At 60.2% G+C, this 20,549-nt stretch carries 19 protein-coding genes; 4 read left to right on the top strand and 15 right to left on the bottom strand.

All coding sequences use genetic code 11. From position 1 onward, the window contains the following. Positions 1 to 53: 53 nt before the first annotated feature. On the bottom strand, positions 54 to 896 hold the full coding sequence (locus QEH57_RS04030; RefSeq protein ID WP_309005394.1) for a prephenate dehydrogenase/arogenate dehydrogenase family protein: 843 nt from the start codon (positions 894 to 896) through the stop codon (positions 54 to 56). A 114-nt stretch (positions 897 to 1,010) separates the two neighbouring features. Between QEH57_RS04030 and QEH57_RS04025 the strand changes: the two genes are divergently transcribed. The 3 genes from QEH57_RS04025 to QEH57_RS04015 all read left to right on the top strand — a co-directional run bounded on the left by QEH57_RS04025 (position 1,011) and on the right by QEH57_RS04015 (position 3,398). Further along, positions 1,011 to 1,133 carry a hypothetical protein gene (locus QEH57_RS04025; RefSeq protein ID WP_309005393.1) on the top strand — a complete coding sequence of 41 codons (123 nt, stop codon included), beginning with the start codon at positions 1,011 to 1,013 and terminating at the stop codon, positions 1,131 to 1,133. A gap of 95 nt (positions 1,134 to 1,228) precedes the next feature. Further along, positions 1,229 to 2,233 carry a twitching motility protein PilT gene (locus QEH57_RS04020; RefSeq protein ID WP_309005392.1) on the top strand — a complete coding sequence of 335 codons (1,005 nt, stop codon included), beginning with the start codon at positions 1,229 to 1,231 and terminating at the stop codon, positions 2,231 to 2,233. 148 nt (positions 2,234 to 2,381) lie between these two features. Beyond that, positions 2,382 to 3,398 (top strand): aldose epimerase family protein, encoded by a 1,017-nt coding sequence (locus QEH57_RS04015; RefSeq protein ID WP_309005391.1) that lies wholly within the window; start codon positions 2,382 to 2,384, stop codon positions 3,396 to 3,398. 52 nt (positions 3,399 to 3,450) lie between these two features. On the opposite strand, the gene tsaE is transcribed toward QEH57_RS04015, so the two are convergent. From tsaE to QEH57_RS04000, 3 genes are read right to left on the bottom strand one after another with little or no spacing between them, the layout of a single operon-like run. Further along, complete coding sequence (tsaE, locus tag QEH57_RS04010; RefSeq protein WP_309005390.1) at positions 3,451 to 3,882, bottom strand: tRNA (adenosine(37)-N6)-threonylcarbamoyltransferase complex ATPase subunit type 1 TsaE; 432 nt, start codon at positions 3,880 to 3,882, stop codon at positions 3,451 to 3,453. Further along, positions 3,866 to 4,846 (bottom strand): thiamine-phosphate kinase, encoded by a 981-nt coding sequence (locus tag QEH57_RS04005; RefSeq protein WP_309005389.1) that lies wholly within the window; start codon positions 4,844 to 4,846, stop codon positions 3,866 to 3,868. The genes tsaE and QEH57_RS04005 overlap by 17 nt, the downstream gene beginning before the upstream one ends. Continuing rightward, entirely contained in the window at positions 4,843 to 5,616 is a 774-nt protein-coding gene (locus QEH57_RS04000) for a CPBP family intramembrane glutamic endopeptidase (RefSeq protein WP_309005388.1), read from the bottom strand. Before QEH57_RS04000 ends, QEH57_RS04005 begins: the two co-directional genes overlap by 4 nt. Before the next feature lie 143 nt (positions 5,617 to 5,759). Between QEH57_RS04000 and mtaB the strand changes: the two genes are divergently transcribed. Beyond that, on the top strand, positions 5,760 to 7,094 hold the full coding sequence (mtaB, locus tag QEH57_RS03995) for a tRNA (N(6)-L-threonylcarbamoyladenosine(37)-C(2))-methylthiotransferase MtaB (RefSeq protein WP_309005387.1): 1,335 nt from the start codon (positions 5,760 to 5,762) through the stop codon (positions 7,092 to 7,094). 135 nt (positions 7,095 to 7,229) lie between these two features. On the opposite strand, the gene QEH57_RS03990 is transcribed toward mtaB, so the two are convergent. From QEH57_RS03990 to QEH57_RS03940, 11 genes are all read right to left on the bottom strand, one after another. After that, positions 7,230 to 7,607 carry a VOC family protein gene (locus QEH57_RS03990; protein WP_191616742.1) on the bottom strand — a complete coding sequence of 126 codons (378 nt, stop codon included), beginning with the start codon at positions 7,605 to 7,607 and terminating at the stop codon, positions 7,230 to 7,232. 93 nt (positions 7,608 to 7,700) lie between these two features. After that, entirely contained in the window at positions 7,701 to 8,192 is a 492-nt protein-coding gene (locus tag QEH57_RS03985; protein WP_309005386.1) for a hypothetical protein, read from the bottom strand. A gap of 120 nt (positions 8,193 to 8,312) precedes the next feature. Further along, entirely contained in the window at positions 8,313 to 9,653 is a 1,341-nt protein-coding gene (locus QEH57_RS03980) for a cytochrome c3 family protein (protein WP_309005385.1), read from the bottom strand. Position 9,654: 1 nt separating this feature from the next. Beyond that, entirely contained in the window at positions 9,655 to 11,613 is a 1,959-nt protein-coding gene (locus tag QEH57_RS03975) for an FAD-dependent oxidoreductase (RefSeq protein WP_309005384.1), read from the bottom strand. A 93-nt stretch (positions 11,614 to 11,706) separates the two neighbouring features. Beyond that, positions 11,707 to 12,123: a globin family protein gene (locus tag QEH57_RS03970; protein ID WP_309005383.1), complete on the bottom strand. Its 417-nt coding sequence runs from the start codon at positions 12,121 to 12,123 to the stop codon at positions 11,707 to 11,709. 29 nt (positions 12,124 to 12,152) lie between these two features. After that, on the bottom strand, positions 12,153 to 12,536 hold the full coding sequence (locus tag QEH57_RS03965; protein WP_309005382.1) for a c-type cytochrome: 384 nt from the start codon (positions 12,534 to 12,536) through the stop codon (positions 12,153 to 12,155). A 70-nt stretch (positions 12,537 to 12,606) separates the two neighbouring features. Beyond that, entirely contained in the window at positions 12,607 to 13,203 is a 597-nt protein-coding gene (locus QEH57_RS03960; RefSeq protein ID WP_309005381.1) for a DUF3365 domain-containing protein, read from the bottom strand. A gap of 254 nt (positions 13,204 to 13,457) precedes the next feature. Next, entirely contained in the window at positions 13,458 to 13,892 is a 435-nt protein-coding gene (locus QEH57_RS03955) for an Rrf2 family transcriptional regulator (RefSeq protein WP_309005380.1), read from the bottom strand. 31 nt (positions 13,893 to 13,923) lie between these two features. Next, positions 13,924 to 14,679, bottom strand: coding sequence for an imidazole glycerol phosphate synthase subunit HisF (hisF, locus tag QEH57_RS03950; RefSeq protein WP_309005379.1), 756 nt, complete (start codon positions 14,677 to 14,679; stop codon positions 13,924 to 13,926). Positions 14,680 to 14,776: 97 nt separating this feature from the next. Beyond that, positions 14,777 to 18,568, bottom strand: coding sequence for an ATP-binding protein (locus QEH57_RS03945; RefSeq protein ID WP_309005378.1), 3,792 nt, complete (start codon positions 18,566 to 18,568; stop codon positions 14,777 to 14,779). A gap of 136 nt (positions 18,569 to 18,704) precedes the next feature. Further along, the gene (locus QEH57_RS03940) at positions 18,705 to 20,471 is read right to left on the bottom strand and encodes a hypothetical protein (protein ID WP_309005377.1); all 1,767 of its coding nucleotides are present in this window, start codon (positions 20,469 to 20,471) and stop codon (positions 18,705 to 18,707) included. Positions 20,472 to 20,549 lie beyond the last annotated feature (78 nt).

The following is a 20,549-nucleotide window of genomic DNA, read 5'->3' as shown; positions in this document are numbered from 1 at the left end:
TCCGGGTGTTGGGTGCCGGGTAATGGTCGCCTTCCGAAAAGGCGACCCGCCTATTAAAGTTGGTCGCGGAATTGTTTGCCGTCGGCGAGTTGTTGTAGGAGGTCGAAGTCGCTCTCGTTGGCGATGGCTGCGGTGAGGGTTTGCAGATGGTCTTGGAAGTCGCGTAGGGCTCGCAGGACCTCGGGGCGGTTTTGCTCGACGATCTCGCGCCAGAGTTCGGGGCTGCCGGAGGCGACGCGGGTGGTGTCGCGCAGGCCGTTGCCGCAGTAGGTGGCGGCGTCGGGGCAGCGGGTGGCGAGGAAGGTGGCGAGCGAGGAGGCCAGCAGGTGGGGGAGGTGGCTGACTTGGGCTACGATCTCGTCGTGCCGGTCGGGCGATTCTTCCACGACTTGGGAGCCGACGGCTTGCCAGAAGGCTTTGGTTTGGGCGAGGGCCTCGGGGTCGGCTTGGGCGGAAGGGGTGACGAAGCAGCTGCGTTGCTCGAAGAGGTCGCCGCAGGCGTTTTCCATGCCGGTTTTTTCCGATCCGGCCATGGGGTGGGAGCCGATGAAGCGGGCTTTGCCGGCGAGGGCGGCTTCGCAGCGGTGCACGATGTCGGCCTTGACGCTGCCGACGTCGGTGACGATGGGGGATCCGGTGGCGAAGGTGGCGATTTCCTGGGCGAGGGAGATGATGCGGTTGACGGGGGCGCAGAGCACGATGAGCTCGGAATCGCGGCAGGCTTCGGCGAGGTCGGTGGAGGCTCGGGCGCACCAGGGCTTCTGGAGAAGGGCGTCGACGGCCTCTTGGCGGCGAGCCCAGAGGGTGACGTCCTTGGCCACGCCTTTTTGGTGGGCGGCGATGGCGAGCGAGGCTCCGAGGAGACCGGGAGCGACGATGGTGATGGTTTGGAACACGTTGGCGGAAAGGGTCTGGAAAGTGTGGTTGTTGGGAGGTTCTGCTCTGCTGGCGGCGGTTTGGTCCTTTACTGGAAAGGGCTGTTTGCTAGCGTCTTGGCGAGAATTTGTAGGATGGAAGAGCCGGAAGAAAACAGTGAAGAGGCAAAGCGCGCCAAGCGAATAATTTATTGGGTGATGGCGGGGTTCATCGCCGCTCCGGCCTTGGCGTTGCTGTATACGATGTTTTCCGGTTGATTGGGGTCGTTCCGGGTCGATAGGAAGGGGATATCTAGGGCTCTTATTATTGCCCGCCGGACATCCCATCATTCCCGTCCGAAACGACTCATCCCATGAACCAATCGATACTCACTTTTCGTGCTATCCTATTGGCGTTCTGCGCCTTGGGCGGCTATGGCGTTTGGTACGCCTTCAATGAACTCGGCAGCGTGTGGCTGGTGATGACGGTGGCGGTGCTGATCGGCTGCTTGCTGATCCTCATCGACATCCTGCTGAAGGGCTTCTCCTTGCGCGGTCTGTCGGCCCTGACCTTTGGTCTTTTGGCGGGCATCTTGGCGTCGCATTTGATCTCGATTTCTCCGCTTTTCGAGGAAGGCGATCCGCAGGTAATCTACATTTCGCGGGTAGGCGTTTTCGTGGCGGTGACCTACCTGGGGGCCATCATCGCGCTTCGGGGAAAGGACGAGTTTAACTTGGTGATCCCCTACGTGCGTTTCGACCAGCAGCAGGTGGAGGTGCCGCTGGCGGTGCTGGACGAAACGGCCCTCGTAGATGGGCGGGTATCGAAATTGGTAGCGGCGCGGATGTTGGTGGATGTGTTGTTCGTGCCGAAGTTCGTGGTGGACGAGCTGAACGATCTCGGCAGTTCGACGGTCGAGGAAGAGCGAAACCGCGGCAAGCGGGGGTTGAAGACTTTGGCCGAGCTGAGGGCCTTCGAGCACGTGGAGGTACGGCTGCACGAGAGCGAGCTGAAGTCGGGGCAGAGCCGGGAGGAGAAGATGCTTTTTATCGTGCGCAGCTTGAAGGGCCGCTTGGTGACGGTGAGCGAGTCGCTGGCGTCACGGGCCAAGCAGGAGGGCGTGCCGTTCGTCGATATGCTCGGGGTCGCCAAGGCGTTGTCGCAGGAGGTAACGGTGGGGCAGGCTGTTACGGTGCGCTTGGTTAAGACCGGGCGCGAGGACAGTCAGGGAGTCGGCTACCTGGAAGACGGTTCCATGGTCGTGGTCAATGGGGCGGCGGATTTGGTGGGGACGGATGTGTTGATCGAGGTCGACAGCATTATTCCGACCAGCGGGGGTCGCATGGTGTTCGGCAAGATGCTGGGGCAGGGAAGCTAGAGGCGGCTCCGTCCTTTCTGGGTTCGTTCTTTGGGTAGGGCGACTTGGTGCTTGCCACCAGAGGTGCGCGCTTAGAATGCGGAGCGTCGGCGGACTTTTGGGTCTGCGGATGCACTCTTCAGCCTTATAACCTTCCCAAAAACCTCTTATGGAGTTCTTCACTCTCGAAAACAAAAACGGCCTTAAGCTTACGTTCACTAACTACGGGGGAATCGTATCGAAAATTCACGTACCGGATCGCGACGGCGCTTTCGCGGACGTGGCGCTCGGGTTCGAAACGGTTGAGGAGTATCAGGATCACAACGACGCGTATTTCGGCGCGATCATCGGTCGCTATGGAAACCGGATCGGCAAGGGCCGTTTCGAGCTCGATGGGTCGGAGGTTTCCGGGTTGGCGATTAACAATGGGGAGAACCACTTGCACGGCGGTCTCAAGGGTTTCGATAAGGTGGTTTGGCAGACCGAAGCTGTATCCGGAGATGGATACACCGGGATGAAGCTAACCTATCGCAGCGCGGATGGCGAGGAGGGCTATCCGGGCAATCTCGATGCGTCGGTGATTTACAAGCTGACGGATGCGAACGAGTGGGTGATCGAATACGAAGCGACGACGGATAAGGCTACGGTTTTTAACCCGACACAGCATGCCTATTTCAACTTGGCCGGGCATGATGGGCCGTCGCCGTTGGACCATGAGATGCAGATCAATGCTGCGTTCTTCACGCCGACGGACCACGGCGGTATTCCCACGGGCGAGATCAAGAGCGTTGAAGGGACGGATATGGATTTTCGCCAGGCTCGGGTTTACGGGGAAACGATCGACTCGGAGGACAGCTTGATCAGCCGCCTGGGCGGCTATGACCACAATTGGGTTTTGGATAAGCAGTATGGCGAGCTAGGCTTGGCTGCGGTTGCCTACGATCCGAAGTCCGGCCGCGAGATGAAGGTATTTACGACGGAACCAGGCGTGCAGTTTTACGCCGGAAATTTCTTGGACGGTTCGCTTACGGGCAAGGGAGGCAAGGTCTACCAGAAGCGGGACGGGTTCTGCTTGGAGACGCAGCATTTTCCGGATTCTCCGAACAAGGGGCACTTTCCCGCGACTACCTTGCGCCCCGGCCAGGTGTTTCGCTCCAAGACTGTGTACGCGTTTGGTGTTCGGTAGGCTGTCGTTGGAATTCCATTACAAGCCGGCGTCCATATGGAGCGGCTTGCTGTTATTTTAGGCTAATATGCCGCGCTTCGCCTTGAGCGGTGAGCTGGAGGCGATGGGTGACGGGCCAGGGGATGAAGGGCAGTTTGCTGGGCCACTCGATGGCGAGGCAGAAAGGAGGAAAGATGAGCTCTTCCAGCATGAGCTCGTCCCAGATTTCGGGCGACTCCTCCAATCGGTAGGCGTCCATGTGAGCGAGCTGGCGAGTACCCTGGTAGATGTTGTAGATATTGAAGGTCGGGCTGGTTACCGCCTCTTGGATATCCCAGGCTTGGGCGAGGCCTTTGACGAAGGTGGTCTTCCCGGCCCCGAGGTCTCCTTCGAGCGTGAGTATGGCTTCTTCGGGTAGGGTGGCTGCCAGGTCTCGGGCGACTTGGTAGGTGTCCTCGACCGTTTCGGTGGCGATGCCTGCTTTGAGTTTATCTAAGATGTTCATAGCCGGTTGCGGAGAAATCTTGTGGCGCGTTAAGAAGGCGGAGCTGGGAGGAGGGAGATGGGCCAAGCTCTGTAGCGTAGCCGATGTGGGTGACTTCCGTTTCTAGCGCCTGGCTCCAGGCCGAGGCGAAGGCGGCCAGGTCGGTGTCGGGCTTGAGGGCGAAGATTAGCTCGAAGTCTTCACCGTCGTTGAAAACGTGATACAACGGGCTTTGTTGGGAGCTCTGGGCGGTGGTGAGGGCGTCTGGGGAAACGGGGAGCTTGGAGCAATCGATTTCGCAGGCTAGCGATGGAGGGAGAAGGTTCGAATAGTCTTTTCCTAGGCCGTCGCTGAGGTCGCAACAGCTGAGGCACTGGCCTGAGTTTGCGAGCCACTGGCCTTCTGGGAGGCGGGGCTCGAAGTCGTGGTGTTTTTGGATACGGGTGCCGCCGAGGGCGCCGCTTACGAAGATGGGGCTGCCGGCTTGGGCTCGGTGGCGAAGGAGGGGCGCTTGATGGGGGAGGGTTTCGCCGTAGAGAGTGAGGAAGGCGCCGAGGAAGGAGTCGGCGCTGGAGACGTCGCCGCCGACGATAGGAGTCTGGTAGGCTTTCGACTCTTCGGCGAGGGCTTGGTAGAAGGATTTTATCCAGGATATGGATACTTTTGGAGAAAGGGCTAGGCTTACGACGGCGTGGGTGGGACGTCCGCCCATGGCAGCGATGTCGCTGAGGTTACGGCGCAGCAGCTTTTTCGCGGCTTGCTGGGGCGTGAGGGCGTCGTCGAAGTGCTTGCCGTAGATGACGGGGTCGGCGGTTACGAGTTGCTGGGCGCCGGGCGTGGGGGCAGGGAGCACGGCGCAGTCGTCGCCGATGCCGTAGGGGGCGGCAGGGGAGGCGTCGCCCAGCCAGGCGCGCAGCTTTTCGATCAAGGCCGATTCGCCGAGGCTGCCGATCGATTGGCTTTGTTGGGATGCGAAAGGGGTCACGTGATCTCGGGGAAGAGGAGGATTAGGCCGAGGTTGATCGCGTTGAAGGCGGAGTGGAAGACGATGTTGGAGATCAAGCTTCCGGACTCGCGGTAGGCGAAAGCGAGCATGACGCCGATGGTCATGAGGGGGGCGAAGGAGTAGAGGTTGGCGTGGAGGAGGGCGAAGAAGAAGGCGGACAGGCCGATGGAGGCGACGAGGGGCATGCGTTGGTGGAGGAAGCGGAAGATGCCGCCGCGAAAGGCCACCTCTTCGCAGACGGGGGCGACGATGACGATGACGCTGTACATGATCGCCAGCTCGAGCGCGGTGCCGCCTTCCAGGACCATTTTGATGGGGTCTTGGATCACTTGTTCGAAGCCGAGCGAATCGAGCAGGATTCGCGAAAAGGCGTTTACTCCGAACATGACGGGGTAGGCGATGGCTAGCCACTTGAGGCCGATCAAAGCGGCTTGGGGGGCGCTGGGGCGGGTGTCGGCGGGGGGCGTGAGGTCTTGCTCGAGGGTGAACCGCTTGAAGACGAGATAAGCGATGAGCATGCCCAGCTGCATGCCGATGTTGGCGGAGAGGGCGACCAGCAGCGGCGGTTCGGCGTTAGGCTCGACGGGGATGAGCCAGGTGGCGATCTTGGCTCCGAGGAAGGAGCAGAATCCCATGCTGGAGAAGAGAAGGGCGATGAAGACCCAGAAGTCGCTGCCGCGTATCTCCCACTTGGGAAGCGAGTTGCGAGCGATAAGAGGAATGGTCTTAGCTGGGCTGTTGGTGGTCATGCTAGGCAGAGAAGAAGGAATCGGCTTCTACGGAAGGGGCGAGGAGAAAAGAGTGAATTGCGAAAAGTGAAAGGGGGAAATGAGCTGGGGGCGGTTTTTGCATGACATCTGGGAGGGATGGGTTTTGGTAGCGGTTTTTCGCGATGGAAAAGGCCAAGAAGAAAAAAGCGTCGCTGCACACGCTGGGTTGTCGCCTCAACCAGTCCGAGACTCTGCTGATCCAGCAGGGCTTGCAGGAGCGTGGCTACGAGATCGTGCCCTTTGGCGAGAAGGCGGATCTGGGAATCATCAATACGTGTACGGTGACGAATCTGGCGGACTCGAAGTGTCGGCAGACGATCCGGCAGTTCGTGCGCAAGAATCCCGAAGCCTACACGGCGGTGGTCGGTTGCTACTCGCAGATGGGGGCCAAGGAGATCGCGGAAATCGGTGGGGTGGACTTGATCATCGGGAATCAGGAGAAGATGAGCGTGATCGACTACATCGGCCAGGAGAAGAACGAGAAGCCGGTGATCGTGCGGGAGAAGATTTCGCAGGCCGACTTTTCGATCCACAACTTTGGGGATATCCCGTTCAACCAGCGGGCAAACCTGAAGATCCAGGACGGGTGCAGCTTCGTGTGCAGTTTTTGCATTATCCCTTTCGCTCGCGGGGCGGCTCGGGCTCGGGATATGGAGAACTTGCTGGAGGAGGCGCGCTTGAAGGCCTCGCAGGGGATTCGGGAGATCGTGATCACAGGCGTCAACATTGGGACTTACGACACGAAGGACGGCGACTTGCTGAAGGTGTTGGAAGGCTTGAACGCGATTCCCGGGATCGACCGTATCCGCATCAGCAGCATCGAGCCGACCACGATTCCGACGGAGCTCTTTGCCTTGATGAACGATCCCCAGCACGCCTTGCTGCCGTTTTTCCATATTCCTTTGCAGAGCGGCTGCGACAAGGTGCTGAAGGAAATGCGCCGCCGGTATACGATCTCTGAATACTTGGACTTCTTGCACCTAGCCCATGACAGCGTGCCGGACGTGTATATCGGCTCGGACATCATGGTTGGCTTCCCCGGTGAAACGGAGGATGATTTTCAAGAGACCTGTCGCGTGTTCTTGGACAACCCCTTCGATTTTTGCCATGTCTTCAGCTACTCGGAGCGAAAGGGCACGGTGGCGGCGCGGAGGGAGGACCAGGTGGCAATTCCCGAGCGGGCGAGACGCAGCGCCTACCTGCGTCGCTTGTCTTCAAAAAAGCGATACGACATGTACGAGCGCTACTTGGGGCAGGAGATGCGGGTGCTTTTCGAGAACCCGAAGCCGGAGACCTGGCCGTCCTACACGGACAACTACATTCGGGTGGTGGTGCCGCGGGTGGGCGAGCTGGCGGCGGAGAAGGGCTTGGACCTCGCCAATCGCTGCGGGCGCGTGAGGCTGAAAAAACTCGCCGCCGACTATGTCGAGGGCGAGTTGCTTGAAATGTTGGACTGAGGGGGGCCGGTTTCTGGATTTGATCCTGCAGCATGGCAGCTGGCTAAAGCTCAGCGCTACGGATCTTGCTCTGCGGCGTGTCGCAAGCGACAGCCCTACAGTTCCTGACACTGCGGCGGCCTCGGCGATGCCGCCCTACCTTTTGTTGGGCAGGATTTCGACTTCGTAGCCGTCGGGGTCGGTGATGAAGGCCATGGAGAAGTTCTCCTTTTCCTTCCAGTTGCCGGGCCAGACTTCCACGCCGTCGTCCTCGAGCTTCTGGCAGAAGGCCTTGATGTCGTCGACGCCGATGCAGGTGTGCATGAGGTCTTCGGGGAACTCGACCTTGAAGTCGGGAGAGTAGGTGAGCTCCAGCATATGGTCGTTGCCGGGGAGCTCGAGGTGGACGATTTGGTTGCCTTGCGGGCTGGTGTTGGGGCCCTTGAAGACTTGGAAGCCGCAGTGCTTGCAGTAGAAGTCGATGGACTTTTGCAGGTCGGCGACGCGTACGCGAGTGTGGAGGAATTTGATCATAGTCTTGCAGTTATTGGGATGGGCGAGGCGGAGGCCAAGCCTGGATCTTGCAATGCTACGGATTTGCCGGGCGTTCGACTGCTGGGAGATCGCCTAGTTGGCGAATTCTTCGAATGCGAGCAGGAGGGAACGGGAATCTTCCTCAGGCCGCTTCTGCTCGAAGCGGAAGAGGTTGTAGCGGGACTCGTCGGTCCGGCCCTCGGCGCAGTTGGTGGGGACCAGACGGTAGGAGTCGAGGCCTTCGATCTCGTCGAGGAAATAGGAAACGACTTTGAACTCGTACTCGGTCGCGGCGGTGAGGGTGATCTGGTCCATGGGCTCGCGTCCGATGGGCGAGGGAAATTCCCGCTGGACTCCGGGAGGCTTGCGGCGGATGAGCAGGTAGCCGACGGCTTCGATATCGAAGAGCCAGTCCTTGATGGTGCCCTTGAGCTCCGGCAGGTCGGTGTCGAAGGAATGGGCGAGGAATTTGTCCTGTATGGTATAGGCGAGCACTATGACAGTGTCCTCGGATTTCGGAACGAAATCGTTTGATCGGCATTCGCAGAAGCGGCGTCCGGTCTGGATGAGTTGCCCAAGAATCATCGGCGATTATCCTACGCAAAAATGGGGGGAACGAAAGCGGTTTCCGGCTTTCTTGGGCAAAAAAACGGCGCCATTTGCGAACCTTACGGGCAGTCTCTTAGGCATTGGGAGCGGCTTGGCTTACTTGGCCCGTTCTGCGGCGACGCGGTTGAGTTTTTCGATTACCATTTCGATGCTTTCGACGTGGGCGCTTGGTAAACCTTGGAAGTTGTTATCGAGCAGATGGGGGTCCGCCAAGGCGTCGATGGAGAAGCCGACTCCGTGGCACTGGATGCAAACGGGGCGGATCATCTTTTCGTTGGGGCGGAGCACGTCGTTTTGGTTGTGCAGGACTTTGGTCACGGCTTCGCCGAACTCGGTGACTTCCATGCGAGGGAGGTGGCAGGTGGCGCAGCTTACGCCGGTGCCGCTGGCGGCCTTGCCTTGGGCTTCGGCCATCCAGAGCTGGAAGTGCTTGGAGTCCTTGTAGGCGCGAGTGTGCGAGTCGTCGTGGCAGGCTACGCAGGCGTCGACGGCTGCGAACTGGGTGTCGAAGCTGTGGTCGCTGTGGCAGGAGGTGCAGCTGAGTTCCTTGTGGGCGGCTCCGGCATGCATGGGCAGGCGGGCTTGGGCGGGAGTCATGGGAGAGAGGCCTTGGGCCAACCTCATACCGTGGCGGCTTTGCAGGAAGGTCTCGGCCTCGTAGTCGTGGCAGCTCTGGCAGGAGGCGAGGTTCGTTTTCTCCACCCAAGCGTTGGAGTCCGCAGCTTGGTGGCAGTCCATGCAGTTGACGCCGGCTTGGGCGTGGCTGGAGGTGGACCATTCGAAGGCGATGTCTTGGGAGTAGGAGGCGGTGGAAGGGGCGTCCCGTTCGGCGAGGGCGAGGGGCTGGCGACCGTTTTGCTCGGCCCAGTTCCGGTAGATCTGGCGCTGGGGGAGCTGGGGATCGAGCTTGAAGGCCGGTTCGTCCAGGTGCTTCTCGAGGAAGTCTTCGTAGAGGGCGGTGTTGTCGTGGAAGTTGTGGCAGCCGGAGGTGGAGCAGCTGTCGAAGGGCAGGCCTAAGTGGGTGGGGCGTTCCTCAGCGACGTCTTGGTGGCAGAAGTAGCAGTAGTCGGTGGGGAGGGTGACGCCCATGGAGTCGGTTTGGTCGGGCTGGTGTTCGACGTGGCAGCTTACGCATTTGCGGGCGTCGAGGATGGCGACGCGGTCGGCGTTGCGCGGGTCGAGGAATTTGGTGATGGGATGGGAGTCGGCGACGCGGTCGAGTTCCTCTTGGTGGCAGCTGGCGCAGGCGTCGTGTTTCACGCCCATGTTCTCGGTGTGGCAGACGGAGCACTGGAGTTCGATTTGGTGGTGTCCGTGGGAGGCTTGGTCCGGCATGAAGGCATGGCGCTTTTCTCCGTCGATGGATGCGAGGAAGTGGAAGGTCAGCCACAGGGGCGTGAGTGCAGCCAGGATCCATTGGAGCTTTTTTCGGTTCATGCTAGTAGGCGTAGGCTTTGTAGATGTGGAATCCTAGCAGGACGGGATAGGGCCAGAAGAAGAGGATATGGGCCTTCGTAACCAAGGAACGGATACGGCGAGCCCACGGGCCGCTGAACCTGTCTTCCATCGCGATGCTCAGGCCGGCGAGGGCGCCGACGAGGTTTAGGCCGACGAAGCAGCTCATGAGCCAGAGGTTCAGGTTTTTTCCGAAGTCCAGTCCGGTGTGGGCCACGAGAGCGAGCAGGCAAAGGCTGCCGATTATGCCGTGCAGGGCCCGCCACGAGCCGTAGTTGGCGAAGCGGAAGGTCGGCAGGCGCTTGCGTGCGGAGAGGAGCAGGGCGACCAAGGAAAGGCCTGCCATGGTGAAGCCTGAAATTTGCTTGTAGAGGGAGTCGTGCCAGAGCTTCGAAAGCTGGAAGTAGCGGGTTTGCACGCTTTGCGGTTCCGGGAATGCGGAGAGGCTGAGAAAGGCGATGCAGGTAGCGAGCGCGAGCGCTGCGGCGATCCATAGGGCTTTGCGGCCTTTGGGGCGGTAGGCGGCTTCCTCGCCGGACTCGCCGCAGAGCTGGGCGAGCAGCGGACGGCAGGAGCCGCAGACGTTTCCCGCTCCGGTACGCTGGCCGAGGTCGGCGACGGTTTTACATCCAGAGGAGATGCAGGCGGAGAGGGCGCCTTTGGTGGTTTGCGTGCAATTGCAGATGATGGCGTTGCTGGGCCAGTCGCTAAGGGCGTCTCCAGCCGGCAGGTTGCCGTCCTTTTCGAAGGCGGCTTGTTCGGAAGGCGTCATGAAGCGCGCTTCCTTGATCGCGAGCTGGAGCTGGTGGGTCTGGTCCCAGTCTCCGACGACGGTGCCGCCGACGTAGCAATCCCGCTTGAGGACGATCATGCGGTAGGTCTTGGGGCTGCGGTGGATGAGGGTGCGTCCTTCTCCGAGGTAGTCGCCGAAGGTGCTCACCTCGATGCCGAGAAGCTTGAGGCGGCAGGAGAGGTCGGAGCCTTCGTAGTTCGTTTGCCCGCCGCATAGCTGGTCGGCGAGGGCCTCTGCCATCTGGAAGCCGGGAGCTACGAATCCGTAGATCTGGCCGCGGTGCAGGGCGCATTCTCCGATGGCGTAGATGGAGGGGTCCGAGGTTTGCAGCTGGTCGTTTACGATGATGCCGCCGCGGGCACCGAGGCTGAGGTCCGCTTCGCGGGCGAGCCGATCGGCCGGGCGGACTCCGGTGGCGACGATGAGGATATCGGTCAGGAGTTTCGAGCCGTCGTTGAAGGAGACGATCAAGCCGTCGGCGGAGGTTTCTATTTTTTCGGCAGCCTTGCCGACTAGGGGCGTGACTCCTAGGTCGCGTATTTGTTCTTCAAGTACGCGAGAGGCGTCTTGGTTTAGCTGGCGAGGCATCAAGCCGTTGGCGAACTCTACGACCGATGCGTTGAGCCCTAGCTCCTTGAGAGCGTTGGCGGCTTCTAGGCCGAGCAAGCCTCCTCCGAGGACGACAGCTGAGCTTTTTCCGCGGCAGTGTCGGATGATGGAGTCGGCGTCCGCGAGGGTGCGGTAGACGAACACGCCGGGGCTTGAATTTCCCTCGATAGGCGGGACGAAGGGATAGGATCCGGTGGCGAGGACGAGTTTATCGTAGGGGTACGTTTCCCCTTGGGAGTCGGTAACGCGCTTTTTCAGCCGGTCGATGGAGACGATGCGATTTCCGCAGGAGAGGGTGTATCCCCTTTTAGAATACAAAACGACGGATCCTAAGCTGAGCGTTTCGGGGGAAGGTCGCTTGAAGTAGTCGGTGAGGTGGACGCGGTCGTAGGCAGGATGTGGTTCCTCGCCGAATATTGTGACTTCTAGGTCTTGCGCGTTCGCTTTCTTGGATAGTTCCTCGCAGAAGCGATGGGAGACCATGCCATTGCCGACAACGATGACGCGTTGCCGCGCTGTACCTGAATTCGATTCGTTCAAGGAAGAAGGGGGACTCGCTTAGGTGCGGGGCTCGCATGAACCCCGCACCCTCTCTAAGCGTCTACCTGTATCTAATTTGTAGTTAGAAAATCGTTACGCAGCGTTTTCGTTGGCGGCGTCTTTCATGGTGGTGGCGAGAAGCGTGTAGGTGGCGATCCACGCTTCCTTGGTTTCGTCGGTGAAGTCGTCGCCTAGCCCTTGTCCGAGCGTCCAGATTAGGGCGGTCCCTACGGTTTCGTAGTGCTGGTCCTTGACACCGTAGCCCGAGTGGCGCTTGCCCATGGCCTGAACGGCGCCGACGATGCCTTCCAGGTTGTTGAGGCCTCGCACGGCGGTTGTGATCATGGTCATCAGCTTCTTGCCTTGTTCCTTGATGTCGCTGGTGAAGAGAGGTCGGAGGCTCGGGTCTAGCTCGAAGAGCTTCGCGTAGAAGATGGCTGCGGCCGTATCGGCGATTGGGATACACTTTTCCCAGGAGGTTTGAACGAGTTCGATTTGTCTTTCTGTCATAGAGGTCGGAGGTTGAGGATCGGAATTAATTATTGGCTGAGGTGAGTCATGAAGCGGACAGCTTGCTTTACTTGCTCATCGGTCAGTTCCGCGAAACCGCCCTTGGGGGGCATCTCGGTGTATTCGGGACCGATGAAGCCGTTGAGGGCGTGGTCGTAGAGGGTTTCCAGGCCTTGGGCGATGCGGGGAGCCCAAGCGGTTTTGTTGCCGATGATGGGGGCTCCAGTGAGTCCGGAGAGGTGGCAGGTCGCGCAGGTGCTGGACCAGGTTTGTTGGCCGGCAGCGAGGTCGGGATCGTCGAGAGGAACGGAGGTCGGGTCGAAGGCTGCGGGGGACTTGGCGGAGGGCTTCTCGCCGCAGGCGACGAGGGCGAGAGCAAGGATAGCGAGGCTATGCTTCCAGTTGGCGTTCATGGAGGAGGAGGGCCCGGGATTGGGAAGCAGAGCCTCTGGGCGAGGCTCTGCTAGGTTCAGGTGGCAAGACCTAGTCCAAGGGAATTCGGATCACGACGCCGCCCATGACGTCGCCGAGTTTGAAGTCGGTTTTGGGAGAGTCTTTGTGTTCGTTGTGGCAGTCGACGCAGGCGGCGGCGACTCCGGTATCGGCGTAGACTCCGGTGAAGTACTTGACGCCGCCGAGCTCTTCTTCGGCGTAGTAGTTCTGTCCTGGATTATCAATTACGTATTGAAGCCCGGCTTTTTCGGCTTCGGTTTTGGGAGCGTTTTGGGCGTTGATGGGCCAGATCGATTGCAGCGAGTAGGAGAAGCCGGCGTTGGGTTCCTTAGCTACCATCTCCGCCCCCATGCGAAACATCTGGGCGGGGAGAGGCAGGGCCTTTTCGTCGGCCCAATGCTCGGAGGCATTGATTACCTTGTCCTGTTTGACGAGGCGATTGACGACGTTGCGGGTGTAGATGGTGCGGTCCGACTTCATCACGAGGTGAAGCCCGTCCGCCATTTTTTGAGGCGAGATGCCTCCGGTTGCGGCGTTGGCGCTGTCGCCGCAAGCGGTTAGGAATAGCGAGGAAACCAGCAGCGTTCCTCCGAGGAAGGCTGCGTAGAGGATGTTTTTCTTTTTCATTTCGGATTAGGCGATTGGGAATCTAATCCGGTTTTAGCATCGGCGATGCCAAAAGAAGTATTTCAAATATTACTTTTAAGAAAATGCGTTGCGCCCTTCGTTCGGCTGCATTTGTAGGGGGAATATAACTACATTTTCCGCGACTAGGTCTCAACTAGGCGAACTATGAATTTCTTTAATCGGGAATCGTTTTTGAAATCCTAGTAGCTGCGGGATTTTGACGTCGCGGCAGGGTGGCGCGGAAAATCGGGCGCTCAATCTTTCGCAAATGCGAGACTGAGGCCTTTGCGGTTTTTGAGGAGGCTTTGCAGGGTGTGCTGGTCGAGTTCGGCGTAGAAGGCGTTTTCGGCTTTCTTGAGGGCGCCTTTGAGGGAGCAGCTCTTTATAATGCAGCAGGTGTTGCTGCCTGGGTCGAAGCATTCGACGAGCGGGCTATGGCCTTCGGTGCTTCTGACGACGGCGCCAATGTTTATTTCGGCGGGCGGTTTGGCGAGCTGGATTCCTCCGCCTTTGCCCCGGGTGGCTTGGACGAGGTCCAGTTGGGCGAGGCGCTTCGAGATTTTGACCAGATGGTTTCGGGAGATGGAGTAGGCGTCGGCGATTTCCACGAGGGAAACCAAGCGGTCCGGATTGAGCCCGAGGTAGAGGAGCATCCTCAGGCTGTAGTCCGAAAATTTGGTGAGCTCCATTTTGCGAGACGAGTGGGTGGGCCTGGGAGCCTTAGAGCCGAGCGGGCAGGCCGGCGGCGGCGAGGTGTTCCTTGGCTTGCTGGATGGTGTAGGTGCCGAAGTGGAAGATGGAGGCGGCGAGCACGGCGGAGGCTTTGCCTTTTTCGAGCACGTCGACCATGTGGTCGAGATTGCCGGCTCCGCCGGAGGCGATGACGGGGACCTCGACGGATTCGGAGATGCGGCGGGTGAGCTCGCAGTCGTAGCCGGCGAGGGTGCCGTCGGCGTCCATGCTGGTGAGGAGGATTTCGCCTGCCCCGAGGGAAACGGCTTTCTTGGCCCACTCGATGGCGTCGAGGGGGGTGGGGTTGCGTCCGCCGTGGGTGAAGACGCGCCAGGAGTCGCCGTCGCGCTTGGCGTCGATGGCGAGCACGATGCATTGGTTGCCGAACTTCTTGGCGGAATCGAAGATGAGGTCTGGGTTGTTGATGGCGGCGGTGTTGAGGGAAACCTTGTCGGCCCCGGAGTGCAGCATTTTGCGGATGTCTTCGACGGTGCGGAGTCCGCCTCCGACGGTGAGGGGCATGAAGCATTCGGAGGCGGTGCGCTCGACGACGTCGCGCATGATCTGGCGTTCGTCGGAGGAGGCGGTGATGTCGAGGAATACGAGTTCGTCGGCGCCTTGCTGGTCGTAGGCTTTGGCGGATTCGACGGGATCGCCTGCGTCGCGGAGCTCTTTGAACTTAACGCCTTTGACGACGCGGCCGGCGTGGACGTCGAGGCAAGGGATGATGCGTTTGGCTAACATTGGGAAGGAAAGTCTTGAAGAGCCTCGACCGTAGAAGCGGGCCGGGCGCTGGCAACGCATTTTTGGAGCAGGGTGGCGGGGAGCGCTAGCCGAGGGCTCACGCTCGCATGCAGGCGTGGAGAGCGGCGGCGAGGTTTTCGAGGGTAAGCGGCTTGGACAGGTAGGCGGTGAAGGGGGCTTGGCTGAAGCGCTCGCGTTCTCCGGACATGGCGTAGGCCGTTTGGGAGATGATGGGGAGGTGGGGGTCGATTCCTCGAATGCGCAGGGCTGCTACGTCTCCCTGCATATCGGGCAGCTTGATATCCATGAGGACGGCGGAGAAGGTCTTGCGTTGGCAGAGCTCGATCGCGCGCTCGGCGGTGGCGGCGTGGACGAAGGGGAGGGCGAGGCGATCGAGCATTCTAGCGATGAGGGTGACGTTCGCTTCTTCGTCCTCGACGAGCAGGAGGGGATTTTTCGGGGGCTTTTGTTCGGGGCCTACTGCTTGGGGCGGCGAGAGGCGGGCTTCGCTGCCGTTTTCGGTGCGTCCGTCCCAGGGGAGGGTGAAGGAGAAGGTGCTGCCTTTTCCGGGTTCGGAATCGACGTGGATCTTTCCGCCGAGCTTTTGGACGAGGTTTTGGCTGATGGGCAGGCCGAGCCCGCTGCCTCGGTAGGTATGGCCTTTGTTGGGGTCGGCTTTGCGGAAGCGTTCGAAGATGAGGGAGAGCTGTTCTTCTTTGATGCCGAAGCCCGAGTCTTCGACGGCGAATTGGAGGGCGTCTCGGCTGGGAGTGGGTCCGCACCTCAGCTGGATGAAGCCGTCGGGGGTGAACTTTATGGCGTTGCTGATGAGGTTTTTGAGGACTTGCTTGAGGCGGCTGGGGTCGGTTCTAAGCAGGCAGCCGTCGGGCAGGCCTTCGGTATCGACGAGCAGTTTGAGGTTTTCCTTGCCCAGTCTGGCGAGCACTCCTCGGAAAGTGTCCTGGGTCTGGCTGAGTATCCATGCAACGGAGACGTCTTCGTACTCGATGTCGATGGCCTCGGATTCGATTTTGGAGACCTCGATGATGTCGTCGATGATGTTGAGCAGGTCCTTGCCGCTGGTTTGGATGGTTCGGATGAAGCTCTGCTTTTCCTTGTCCTCCGGAGGGTCGTGCATGAGCAGCTCGGAGAAGCCGATGATGGCGTTCATGGGAGTGCGGATCTCGTGGGATACGTTGGAGAGGAAGGCGGACTTCAGCCGGTCGGACTCTTCGGCTCGGAGCTTGGCTTTCTCCAGGTCCTTCGTCCTTTCGAGCACGCGTTCCTCGAGGTGGGCCTTGTTTTGCAGGAGGGACTCGTTTTGGGATTCGATGGTCTTTTGCTGGAGTTGCAGTTGTCGGTTGGCGATCGAAAGGTCTTCGTTGAGGAAAGCGAGGCGGGTACTGCGCTTTATGGTGAGTATCCAGAGGAAAACTACGAGGAGGACGAGGCTGGAGAACGTCGCCTGGAACCACAGTTTGCGCCAGACGGGGAAGGCGACGTTGAAGGTGATGGCGGCGATGGCGGGTGAGGTATTGAAGCTGTTGTCGCGGGCTCTGACTTTGAGCTGGTGCGGCCCCGAGGGGAGGCCGAGGAAAAGCTGGTGGTCGTTTTTGCGAAAGGGGGTCCAGGCCTGGTCGTCGAGTTGGTAGGAGTATTCGATGTCGGACCGCGGCGTGCTTTCGAGGTAGTCGATCGCTTGCCAGGTGATCGAGGTATTTCCCGTTTCGCTGACCTCCGATTCGAAGTGAGTGATCTTGATGATGGGACCTCGCTTGTCGTTGTGAAAGGTGAGGGTTTGGAAGGGTACGGTAAGAGTGGTCGCGGGAATGGGGGACAGGGCCCGCCGTGTCCAGGAGTTGCTGACCTGGGAGATGTGGAGTTCGTCGCGGGAGCCTTTTTGCAGGGATATTCCGGCCCGGGTGTAGTTGGCGTAGGGGAGGGGCATGAAAGTGCTCCAAGACGTTCCGTCGTAATGGGCTATCTGGTCGGAGAGAGCGATCCAAGCGTCTTGAGCGTTGTCGGAAAAACCGGAGATGAGGGAGTGGGAGGGGAGGCCGGTGTCGATGGAGTGCCAGCGCTCTTGCTCTGCGGATATTTGTAGGATGCCTTGGTCTCGGGTAACCAGCCAGAGCTCTTGGTCGGGCGAGCTGAAGATGTAGTCTACGTAGGTGGACAGGGCGCTGAATTGGGAGGCGGGTTGGAGGCTGTTGTTCTCGATGGTGACCACGGGACGGCCGCCGACCCAGATGCGACCCTGGTGATCCTGGCCGATGCCGTAGTAGCTGCCTTTGTTGGCGACGGGAGGTTTGGGGGTGATGAGGGTCTGGTCTGACTTGTCCTGCTTCGGCCGGTTAAAGCGTATGATGCCGGGGCTTTGTTCGGGCGCTGCGTCGACGGCGGCGGCGAAGTAGAGACGTCCGGACTTGTCTTCGAAGGCGGCTCGGTGGTCGAAGGACCAGGAGAGATCTGGGAATCGTAGCTGCTTCCATTGCCCGGAGTCGGTCTGATAGGCGAGGGCTGCGACTCCGCGGTGGCTGCCGAGGGCCCAGATTTCGCCGTAGGAGCTTAGGAAGAGCTTGATGGGAGTGTCGATAAGGCCGTTGCGGCTATCGTAGGTTGTCCAGCTGCCGGACTCTTCCGCGACGATGCTCCCTTCGAGGCTGAGGTAGTATTTCGCGCCGGTATCGGTTTCGAGTTGGTAGGAGAGACCTTCGAGGGTAGTCCAGGTGCGGTTGGAGTAGTCGAGGCGGAAGACTTTCGAGTTGGTGGCGATGAGCCACATGGCTCCGTCGGCGCTTTCGAAGAAGTTGATGCGGTTGTTGGTGGTGAGGGGGATGTCGGGCGGGGCGTACTTCGACCAGGTTCCGGATTTGTAGACGAAGTATTGGCCGAATCCGTCGATCCAGATGGATCCGTCGCTCGCCGCGTAGGAGTAGTAGAATAGCTCGGAGCCGGGAAAGTGGTCGGAGATGTCGATATGTTCCCAGCTGGTGCCGTCCCAGCGGCAAACGCCGTTTACGGCGCTGTTGCTGGTTGCCCAGACCTTGCCTTGCTGGTCTTCGACTACGTGGGAAAGGCTGTCGAGGTTGATCCCGTGTTCCCGACTGAAGGCGTCGACGAGCTGCAGGTCTTGGCTTTCGGCTTGGTAGCGGAAGCGGGCGATCTTGTTGGCGTCGCCGTTGTTTTCGGTGACTGTGGCGTAAACGAGACCGTCGGATGCAATGAGGCTGGCCGTGCTGTTGAGTCGGCTGAAATCCAGCATTTGGATACAGGCCTCTGGTGGCGGGGGACTGGCTTGGAGCGAGACGTTGGATTGGATTCCTTCGGTAAGGTCGCTTGCTCCGGTGTCACCGAGCAGGGTAAGGGTGTCGCCGCGCAGGAGGGCAAGTCCGTGCCAGTTGCTTGGGGTCTCGATATTCTCCTCCCGTTCGCCGATGCTGACGAGGACGGTGCCGTCCGGGAAGAAGTCGATGTCTCGGACTTGGATCCTGCCGGGTCGTTCGCTGGCGACGATGGCTTGCCAACTCTCGCCTTCCAGTCGGAAAAGGCCTTGGTCGCTGCCCGCGTAGAGGGCGCCGTCCGGCGATTTGGCGAGGCAGAGGGTGGCGGAGCCGAGGTATCCGCTGGAGGGGCCGTATTCTTCAACCTCGTAGCCGTCGTATCGGTAGAGGCTGCCCGCTCCGCCGAACCAGTAGACGTTGTCGGGGTGCTCGGTCATGCAGGTGACGCCTCGGCCGTCGAGAAAGGGGAACTCGCTCCAGCGCCATTTTTCCAGGTTGGGGTCGGGGTAGGTGGGGGCGTAGGTTTCGGTCGCCTGGGCGGCGCAGCCGAGCGCGATCGAGGCGAGGAGGGCGAGTCGGACTATGATCGGGGGTATCGGGGGCATGGAGGCATCAAACCATAACCAGAATGCAGAATTCCCGCAAATGATTAGCAATGATACTGAGGGCTTGGGGGCAGGCATAAAAAAACACCGAGTCGTAAGACTCGGCGTTCGAAAGGTTGCCTGTGGCGCGGCTCGCTTATTGGGCGTCTCCGATCGCGATGATATCGGGATCGAAGGTAGCGGCGAAGCGGTAGGTTTGGCCGGGACGCATGATGAGCGGGTGGTCGCGCTCGAGGATCTGCAGGTAGTGCAGGTTGCCGTAGTTGGTGCGGTAGGCGCTGTCGTTGGTGACCACTTCGGTTTCCTTCCAAGTGCCTTGGAAGTCGTCCTTTTGGATGGAGCAACGCAGGCCTTCGGCGCCGAGCATGGGCGAGGTCTCGAGGCGGTAGCTGGAGTGCGGCGAGGCGATGGCGAGCATGTAGCGGAAGCGGTCGAGGGTGACCTGGTTCTTGACGCTGTAGATGAACTCGCAGGAGATCTGGTTGCCGGCGAAGTTCCAGTTGACCTTGACGGTTCCGAGTCCGGGAACGATCTGCTCTTGGGTGTTGATCCACTCGGGCTGCTCGTAGCGGAAGTAGAAGGAGCGCTTGAAGCCGAGGCCGGTGGTGCACTTCTTTCCGTAGTAGGAGGGGACGAAGACGTTGTCTCCTACGGTGAGCTCAGGGATCATGATGGGCGCGTACTGGCTGTTGGGCCAGTCGAAGACGCCGGGGGAGTGGGGGAAGGCTTGGCAGTCGGCGGTGGCGTGTCCGTTGCTGGACATGAGCGGCATCTGCACTTGCAGGCCGGACTCTACGTTGCGGTAGAGCAGGAGGCCTTGTTCCTTCTTGTTGGACTTGTCGAAGATGACGAAGCGGCAACCGGACTTGAATGGCTCGGGGGCAGCGGCGGCGGGCGCGTCGATCTGCTTGGAGAGGCGGGACCACTGGCTGAGGTAGCGAGCTCCGTCGAAGTTCGCCATGCGGGTGGTGTGGTTGCGGTACGCGGTACGCTCGCCGTCGCGGACTACGAGGTAGCCGTGCTCTTGGTCGAGGTAGGTAACGTAGAAGAAGTAGAAGAGGCGGCGCAGCAGGTCGAAGTACTTGGGGCGCTTGTCGTCGGGGACCCATCCGTCACGGAATCCTTGCAGGAGCAGGGAGATGAGGTGCATCTGGCCGTAGGCGCCGGCGTTTTCGGAGCAGGTCCAGCCGAGGCCGTCTTCGCGGACCATGTCCGGAAGGAGCTTGATGTACTTTTCCGCGAAGGTGCGGAGGGAGGGGAGCTTGCGCTCGCGGAGGCCCGGGTTGCTGTGCAGCTGGAGGGCTTGGCGAGTGAAGACGAAGGCCATGACTCCGTAGAGGGAGAAGGAGCCGCCGATGCCTTCGTCGCCGACGTCGTCGAAGTAGCCGTTGGAGCTCGTTTCTTCGATGCGGGAGAGGAAGCGCTCGATGAGGCGTCCGGTTTCGTCCTTCTTGGAGAGTCCGAGGGAGAAGCGGCAAACGGCCTTGGCTACGTTGAACGACTGCCAGTGGTTGTTGTAGTCGCTGCGGTTGAGCAGGAGGCGGTCGAGGTTTTCTCGGGTCTCGTCGACGAGGCGTTCCCAGACGGGATTGCGCTCTTTGGAGGGACCGAAGGAGAGCAGCGCGAGGGCTGCATAAGCGAGACCGTTCTCTTGCGGAGGGTCGCGGAAGGCCTGGGCTGTGATGCAGCGTGCGGCGAGGTCGATGAGATCCTTGCCGTCAAGCTCGGTTTCTCCGGTGGCGCGGTAGAACTCACCGATAGCGAGCGCGGCGTGGCCGGACTCGTCTAAGCGAGAATCTTCACCTTCGACGGGTGTGATGGTTCCATCGGGATTGATGGAATCCAAATTGTGGCTGAGCATGGAGCGAGCCATGTCGAGGCACTGTTCGGAGAAGCTATCCATTGATATTAATTGAAACGGGTGTGGTGCTCGCTTGTGTCCTGCGAGCAGAGGAAACGTACTTTTTCACGCGACGAATCG

This window comes from Pelagicoccus sp. SDUM812005, from assembly GCF_031127875.1.
Taxonomy (GTDB): Bacteria; Verrucomicrobiota; Verrucomicrobiia; order Opitutales; family Opitutaceae; genus Pelagicoccus.
This window is presented reverse-complemented; position numbering and strand designations above follow the sequence as displayed.

Coding starts and splice junctions, on each gene's coding strand:
- QEH57_RS03970 (WP_309005383.1), bottom strand. CDS start 12,123: ATGACAGAAAGACAAATCGAACTCGTTCAAACCTCCTGGGAAAAGTGT.
- tsaE (WP_309005390.1), bottom strand. CDS start 3,882: ATGAACATCTTAGATAAACTCAAAGCAGGCATCGCCACCGAAACGGTC.
- QEH57_RS03960 (WP_309005381.1), bottom strand. CDS start 13,203: ATGAAAAAGAAAAACATCCTCTACGCAGCCTTCCTCGGAGGAACGCTG.
- mtaB (WP_309005387.1), top strand. CDS start 5,760: ATGGAAAAGGCCAAGAAGAAAAAAGCGTCGCTGCACACGCTGGGTTGT.
- QEH57_RS04020 (WP_309005392.1), top strand. CDS start 1,229: ATGAACCAATCGATACTCACTTTTCGTGCTATCCTATTGGCGTTCTGC.
- QEH57_RS03965 (WP_309005382.1), bottom strand. CDS start 12,536: ATGAACGCCAACTGGAAGCATAGCCTCGCTATCCTTGCTCTCGCCCTC.
- QEH57_RS04025 (WP_309005393.1), top strand. CDS start 1,011: ATGGAAGAGCCGGAAGAAAACAGTGAAGAGGCAAAGCGCGCCAAGCGA.
- hisF (WP_309005379.1), bottom strand. CDS start 14,679: ATGTTAGCCAAACGCATCATCCCTTGCCTCGACGTCCACGCCGGCCGC.
- QEH57_RS03940 (WP_309005377.1), bottom strand. CDS start 20,471: ATGGATAGCTTCTCCGAACAGTGCCTCGACATGGCTCGCTCCATGCTC.
- QEH57_RS04000 (WP_309005388.1), bottom strand. CDS start 5,616: ATGACCACCAACAGCCCAGCTAAGACCATTCCTCTTATCGCTCGCAAC.
- QEH57_RS03985 (WP_309005386.1), bottom strand. CDS start 8,192: ATGATTCTTGGGCAACTCATCCAGACCGGACGCCGCTTCTGCGAATGC.
- QEH57_RS03980 (WP_309005385.1), bottom strand. CDS start 9,653: ATGAACCGAAAAAAGCTCCAATGGATCCTGGCTGCACTCACGCCCCTG.
- QEH57_RS03945 (WP_309005378.1), bottom strand. CDS start 18,568: ATGCCCCCGATACCCCCGATCATAGTCCGACTCGCCCTCCTCGCCTCG.
- QEH57_RS03955 (WP_309005380.1), bottom strand. CDS start 13,892: ATGGAGCTCACCAAATTTTCGGACTACAGCCTGAGGATGCTCCTCTAC.
- QEH57_RS03990 (WP_191616742.1), bottom strand. CDS start 7,607: ATGATCAAATTCCTCCACACTCGCGTACGCGTCGCCGACCTGCAAAAG.
- QEH57_RS04015 (WP_309005391.1), top strand. CDS start 2,382: ATGGAGTTCTTCACTCTCGAAAACAAAAACGGCCTTAAGCTTACGTTC.